The sequence below is a fragment of the Phenylobacterium sp. genome (assembly GCF_036264965.1).
In the GTDB taxonomy this organism is placed as follows: domain Bacteria; phylum Pseudomonadota; class Alphaproteobacteria; order Caulobacterales; family Caulobacteraceae; genus Phenylobacterium.
In genome coordinates this window covers 1-2,199 of sequence record NZ_DATAPY010000072.1, presented here as the reverse complement: position 1 = coordinate 2,199, position 2,199 = coordinate 1, and the positions used below count along the sequence as shown (strand labels likewise).

General features: G+C 71.5%; 3 protein-coding genes. All 3 read right to left on the bottom strand.

Going from position 1 to position 2,199, the window contains the following annotated elements:
• Window positions 1–732, bottom strand: a 732-nt coding sequence (locus VHS75_RS09920) for an iron ABC transporter permease (RefSeq protein WP_329638453.1), incomplete at its 3' end; no start/stop codon positions are given.
• Entirely contained in the window at window positions 729–1,592 is an 864-nt protein-coding gene (locus tag VHS75_RS09915) for an ABC transporter substrate-binding protein (protein ID WP_329638452.1), read from the bottom strand. The genes VHS75_RS09915 and VHS75_RS09920, both read right to left, overlap by 4 nt.
• 4 nt (window positions 1,593–1,596) lie before the next feature.
• Window positions 1,597–2,199 (bottom strand): TonB-dependent receptor domain-containing protein (locus VHS75_RS09910; protein WP_329638451.1); only part of this gene is annotated, 603 nt, incomplete at its 5' end.

Here is a 2,199-nt window from a genome sequence, read left to right as displayed (position 1 = left end):
CACCGCCAGGCCGACGCCCAGCAGGGCGATCACCCGCAGCCGGTCGATGCGGAAGCCCAGGCTTTCGGCCTGCGCCTCGCCCAGCGCCAGCGCGTCGATGGCGCGGCCCAGCGTCGCCAGCGCCGCCATGCCGATCAGGATGAAGGGGCCGGCCAGCAGGATGTGGTCCCAGCTCTTCTCGGCGAGCGAGCCCAGCATCCAGACGCTCATCTCGTAGGCCGCGTAGGGGCTGGGCGCGAAGTTCAGCGCCATGGCCAGGAACGCCGCCATCAGACTCGACACCGCCGCGCCCGCCAGGATCAGGGTCAGCGAACTGGTCCGCCCGAAGGCGAAGGTCAGCGCGCCGGCGCCCATGGCCCCCACCAGCCCCAGCAAGGGCGTCGCCAGCGCGAAGACATGCGCCAGGCCGAAATAGATCGCGATCACCGCCCCCAGCGCGGCGCCATTGGTGACGCCCAGCAGGCCAGGCTCGGCCAGCGGATTGCGCAGCAGGCCCTGCAGCACCGCCCCGGAAAGCCCCAAGGCGCCGCCGACGATGATCGCCAGCACCGTGCGCGGCAGGCGGAGCTCGGTGACCACCACGCCGGCCAGACTGGCGTGCGGTGAGACGATCCCGGCCCACAACTCCGCCGGGCTGATGTTCACCCGCCCCAGGAACAGCGAGGCCACCGCGGCAGTCAGCAGAGCGACCGTGGCCAGCGCCGACAGCACAAAGCGCGGCAGGGCCTTCATCGCCCGCCCGCCCGCGCCGGCAGGGCGCCCAGCGCCCGCCGCAAGTCCCGCGCCGAGTCCGCCGACTGCGGGACGCCGCAGGTGTGGGTGATGTCGTTGTAGGCGATCCGCCGCCCCGCGTAGAGCTGGCGCACCGCGCGATGCTGGCCCTCGTCGTTGAGCAGCGACGGCCGCCCCAGCGTCGCGCCCCCGTAGAGCAGCGCGTCCGGCGCGGCGGCCAGCAGCTCCTCGACGCCGAAGGTGGATTCAGAGGCGCCCGGCTGGGCGGCGATGTTCACCGCGCCCGCGGCCGTGATGATCGCGTCGGTCAGGCTGCCCTTGCCCGGCACGGACGAGCCGCCGCTCCAGGCCACCACGCGAAGCCGCCGCGCCGGCGGATGGGCCGCCAGGTCCGCCAGCTCCGCGTCCATCTGCGCGATCAGGGCCTCCGCCCGCGCGCCCTCCCCGACCGCCGCGCCGACCTGGCGCACCACATCGCGGATGTCGGCGAAGCTGTCGGCGTTCTTCACCTCGACCACGGGCGCGCCCATCCGCTTGGCGATCCGCTTGATCATTGGGTTGGAGAGCCCCGAATCGAGGATCAGGTCAGGCTTCACATTGACGATGTCCTCGGCCGAGCCGTGGTTCAGCGCGACGCCCGCCGTAGCGCCCGGGAACAGCGCCTGGGCGGCTTCCGGCGCGAGGAAGGTCACCGAGGCGATCCGCGCACGCGGCGCCAGTTCCAGCAGCAACAGGTCCGTGCAGACATTCAGCGACATGATCCGCTGCGGAGCGCCGCGCTCCGCCGCCGACACGGCCGGGCCGGCCAACCCGGTGAGGGCGGCCATCCCGATCGCGGCGACGCGGAGCGCGGGTCTCATGTCCCTAGAACCTTAGCCGGACGCCGCCATAGGCCGCACGCCCAGCCGCGGCGAAGCTGAAGACCTCCTGATAGCTCTGGTCGAACAGGTTCTCCACCCGTGCGAACAGCTCGGTCCGCGCGTTCAGCTTCAAGGTCCCGCCGAGGTTCACCAGGGTGTAGGCCTTCAGCGAGACCAGCAGCGGCGTGAACGACGGATCGGTGAACGCCAGGTCGTTCTGCTTGCCGTTGTAGCGCACGGTGAGCGTCGCCGAGTACGGAACCCCGGCCGGTGACCAGGTCAGGTTGGCGCTGGCGATGTCCTTGGCGCGGCGCACCGCCTGGCCGTCGAAGCCCGGATCGTCGACCCCGCCCACGATCACGTCGCGGTTCTGCGGCGCGTCCAGGTAGGTGTAGCTGGCGTCGATCCGCCATTCGTCGGTCAGCTGCCCATCGGCGAACAGTTCCACGCCCCGCGCCGGGTTCTTGCCCGGCAGGTTGATCGGCATGGCGACGCCGGTGGCGAAGCTGGTGGTGATGAAGTCCTTTGCGGTGTTGTCGAACCAGGTCGCCCAGAGGTTCACGCGGCCCTGCAGGAGGGTGTAGTCGACGCCCGCTTCCCAGCCTTG